3 protein-coding genes are annotated in these 4,001 nt (G+C 70.2%); 1 reads left to right on the top strand and 2 read right to left on the bottom strand.

Annotation, left to right across the window (positions count from 1 at the left end; genetic code table 11):
• Positions 1-19 precede the first annotated feature (19 nt).
• Positions 20-979 carry a DUF58 domain-containing protein gene (locus tag P3W75_RS19465; RefSeq protein ID WP_430765391.1) on the bottom strand — a complete coding sequence of 320 codons (960 nt, stop codon included), beginning with the start codon at positions 977-979 and terminating at the stop codon, positions 20-22.
• Positions 979-1,938 (bottom strand): AAA family ATPase, encoded by a 960-nt coding sequence (locus P3W75_RS19460; protein ID WP_276228943.1) that lies wholly within the window; start codon positions 1,936-1,938, stop codon positions 979-981. The genes P3W75_RS19465 and P3W75_RS19460 overlap by 1 nt, the downstream gene beginning before the upstream one ends.
• A 208-nt stretch (positions 1,939-2,146) precedes the next feature.
• On the opposite strand from P3W75_RS19460, the gene P3W75_RS19455 reads away from it, so the two are divergent.
• Positions 2,147-3,991 (top strand): filamentous hemagglutinin N-terminal domain-containing protein, encoded by a 1,845-nt coding sequence (locus P3W75_RS19455; RefSeq protein ID WP_276228942.1) that lies wholly within the window; start codon positions 2,147-2,149, stop codon positions 3,989-3,991.
• The last annotated feature ends 10 nt before the right edge of the window (positions 3,992-4,001 follow it).

Below are 4,001 nucleotides of genomic sequence, written 5' to 3'. Positions count from 1 at the left end.
TCCAGGGCGTCGAGGGCGCTCATGGGCGGCGCCCCGAGGCGGATTGTTCGAGGTGGTCGCGCAACTGGTCGATCAGTTCCTCCTGGGTGCTCAGCGGCAGCAGCGGCACGCCCAGGCGCTGGCTCAGGCGCTTCCAGCGTTCGCGACGGGCTTCGCCGAGGGCGCGGTAGTCCAGGCGCTGTTCGTCGACCAGGGTGTCGACCTCCAGCTGTGCCTGGCCTTCCGTGAAACGCATCAGTCCGGCGGCCGGCAGGGCGTGGTCGAGCGGGTCGGAGACCGGCAGCAGGACCAGGTCGGTGTGCCGTGCCAGCAGGCTCAGTTGCTGTTCGGCGAGGTCGCCCTGGGCGTTGTTGCCCAGCGCCCGCTCGTCGCACACGATCATCACCAGGCTGCCCGGGCGCAGCACCTCGCGGGCGCGCCGCAGGGCCAGGCCGAAACCGTCGGCGCTGGCCGGCTGGCCTTCGTCGACGAGCAGCGCGTGGTTGGCGCGAACGATCAGGTTGAGCAACTGCAGCTGGCTCTGCTTGCTGCGCCGCGGCTTGATCTCGTGGGTGTCGTGGTCGGTCAGCACCAACCCGCCGATGCGGTCGTTGTGGCCCAGCGCGGCCCAGCCGAGGAGGGCCGCGGCGCGCGCGGCGAGCACCGATTTCAGGCACAGGCCGGAGCCGAAGAAGGTCCGCCGGCTCTGCTCGACGAGGACGAACACCGGGCGTTCGCGCTCCTCGTGGAACAGCTTGGTGTGCGGCTCGCGGGTGCGCGCGGTGACGCGCCAGTCGATGGTGCGCACGTCGTCGCCGGGCTGGTACACGCGCACCTGGTCGAAGTCCACGCCGCGCCCGCGCAGGCGCGAATGGTGCAGGCCGATCAGCGGGCTGCGCCGCGCCGGCGTGGAGAACAGCTGCACCTCGCGCAGGCGATGGCGTACCTCGATCAGCTCCTGCAGGCTGACCGTCACGCCGGAACTGGCGGTGTCCAGCATCAGGCCACGGCGACCACGTCGAGGATGCGCTGGACCACGCGGTCCTGGTCGATCCCCGCGGCTTCCGCCTCGAAGGAGAGGATCAGGCGGTGGCGCAGCACGTCGAACAGCACCGCCTGGATGTCCTCGGGGCTGACGAAGTCGCGGCCACCCAGCCAGGCGTGGGCGCGCGCGCAGCGGTCGAGGGCGATGGAGCCGCGCGGGCTGGCGCCGTAGGCGATCCACTCGGCCAGCTCGGGGTCGAACTTGGCCGGGGTGCGGGTGGCCATCACCAGTTGCACCAGGTATTCCTCCACCGCGTCGGCCATGTAGAGGCCGAGGGTTTCCTTGCGCGCGGCGAAGATCGCCTCCTGGGTCACCTGGCGTTCCGGGCGGGCGCTGCCGTTGAGCGCCTCGCCACGCGCCTGCTGGAGGATGCGGCGCTCCACCGAGGCTTCCGGGTAGCCGATCTTCACGTGCATCAGGAAGCGGTCGAGCTGCGCCTCGGGCAGCGGGTAGGTGCCTTCCTGCTCGATGGGGTTCTGGGTGGCCATCACCAGGAACAGCGGCGGCAGGTCGTAGGTGCTGCGGCCGATGCTGACCTGGCGCTCGGCCATGGCCTCGAGCAGCGCCGACTGCACCTTGGCCGGGGCGCGGTTGATCTCGTCGGCCAGCACCAGGTGGTGGAAGATCGGCCCCTGCTGGAAGCAGAAGGTGCCGTTTTCCGGGCGATAGATCTCGGTGCCGGTGATGTCCGCCGGGAGCAGGTCGGGGGTGAACTGGATGCGATGGAATTCGGCCTCCAGGCCTTCGGCGAGGTCCTTGATGGCCTTGGTCTTGGCCAGCCCGGGCGCGCCTTCCACCAGCAGGTGGCCGTCGGCGAGCAGGGCGATGAGCAGACGCTCGATGAGCTTTTCCTGGCCGAGGATCTGGCTGGAGAGGAAATGTCGCAACGCGAGAAGCGACTCACGATGTTCCATCGAATGCGGGTTCCTGGAATGGGAGGGCGGCGCGTGCGGTGGCCGCCGGGGGCATTACTTTACTGCATCGCCGCGGGCGCGTGCAGGGTGCCCCGGCCGGCCTGGCTTCCAGGGGTGGATGGCGAGTCTTCCGACACCACAAGTACCGATTTCCGAAGTGTTTCCCTCATAGCGTAAAGGGCTCCTACGGAACCCGGAGTCCAGCGACATGGAACGCAACGCCTTGCACCTGCCGGCCGCCCTGGCCACCCTGCTGTCCTTCTGCGCACTTCCCCACGCCGCCGCCGCCGGCAATGGCGTGCCCATCGTCGACATCGCAGCGCCCAACGCCAACGGCCTGTCGCATAACCGTTTCCAGGATTTCAACGTCGGCCGCGAAGGGCTGATCCTCAACAATTCGCCGGGCGGCGCGCACACCCAACTGGGTGGCGCCATCGCCGGCAACCCCAATCTCGTCGGCGGCGCGGCGCGCAAGATCCTCGGCGAAGTCACCGGCGGCAGCCCCTCGCAACTGCGCGGCGCCATCGAGATCGCCGGGCCGGGCGCGCACTTCATCCTCGCCAATCCCCACGGCATCACCTGCAACGGCTGCGGCTTCATCAACATGCCGCGCGCCACCCTGAGCACCGGCCGGCCGCTGGTCGAGGGCGGGCGCCTGCAGGGCTACGACGTCGACGGCGGGCACATCGGTATCGAAGGCGCCGGCCTCGACGCACGCCAGGTGGAGCGCTTCGAGCTGATCACCCGCAGCGCCACGCTCAACGCCGCGCTGCACGCGCAGCACCTGAGCGTCGTCGCCGGGCGCAACCGGGTCGACGGCGAGAGCCTGGCCGCCAGCGCCAAGGCCGCCGACGGCAGCCAGGCGCCGGGCCTAGCCATCGACAGCTCGGCCCTCGGCGGCATGTACGCCAACGCCATTCGCCTGGTCGGCACCGAACGCGGCGTCGGCGTGCGCCTGGCCGGCGAGATGGCCGCCAGCGCCGGCGATATCCATATCGACGCCAACGGCCGCCTCGAGCTCGCCCGCGCACAAAGTGCCGGTGGCGTGCGGCTGAAGGCCGGCGACATTGAGCTGGGCGGCCCCCTGGCGGCCGCCGGGAAGGTCGATATCGAGGCTGCGGGCGACCTGCGCAACCGGGGGAGCCTGGACGCCGGCGGCGGGCTGTCGATCCGCCTGGGTGGCGGCCTGGACAACCGTGGCGGCCAGTTGCGCGGGCAGGACCTGGACTTCACCCTGGGCGGCGCCCTGTACAACACCCAGGGGCTGATCGAAAGCCGTGGCCGCCTGGGTCTGGCCGCCGCCAGCCTGAGCAACGGCCAGGGGCGCATCAACGTGCGCGGCTGGGAAGGCAGCACGGACATTCGCATCGCCGGCCTGCTGGACAACCGCAACGGCCGGCTGGACAGCAACGCCCGCGACCTCGACCTGCGCAGCGGCGGCCTGCTCAATGACGGCGGCTGGGTCTGGCACGGCGGTTCCGGCCGCTTCGGCATCGACCTGGAGCAACTGGGCCTTGCCGGCGGCCGTTTCGTCACCCGCTCGGTGCTGCACATCAAGCGCGATCGTTGGGTCAACCGCAGCAGCCTGCAGGCGCGCGAACTGATTCTCGACGTGGGCGAGCTCGAGCAGGGCGCCGGCGGCCGCCTGCACGGCACACTGGCGCTACGTGGCCAAGGCGACAACTGGCGCAACGCCGGGCAGATGACCAGCGAAGGCCGCTTCGAGCTGGACCTGCGCGGCATGTACAGCGGCGGCGGGCGGCTGATGAGCGACGAAAGTTTCCGCATGAGCGCCGACTCCATCGACCTGCACGCCGGCGGCAGCATCATCGGTGGCGCCTACCTGACCCTGGATGTGCGCAAGCGGGTAGTCAACCGTGGCAGCATCCTCACCTACGGCGACCTCTGGCTGAACGCCGAAGGGCTGGCGAACCATGGCGTGGTGGGCAGCGGCGAAGCGCTTTACCTGAACGTGGGCAGCCTGACGGGCGAGGGGGAAATCTTCAGCGACGGCGATGTCGAGTCGCATATCCCGTTGCGGACGCTGCTCTAGCGCGGTTCGC

The sequence above is a fragment of the Pseudomonas citronellolis genome (assembly GCF_029335315.1).
Taxonomy (GTDB): Bacteria; Pseudomonadota; Gammaproteobacteria; order Pseudomonadales; family Pseudomonadaceae; genus Pseudomonas; species Pseudomonas citronellolis_A.
This window is presented reverse-complemented; position numbering and strand designations above follow the sequence as displayed.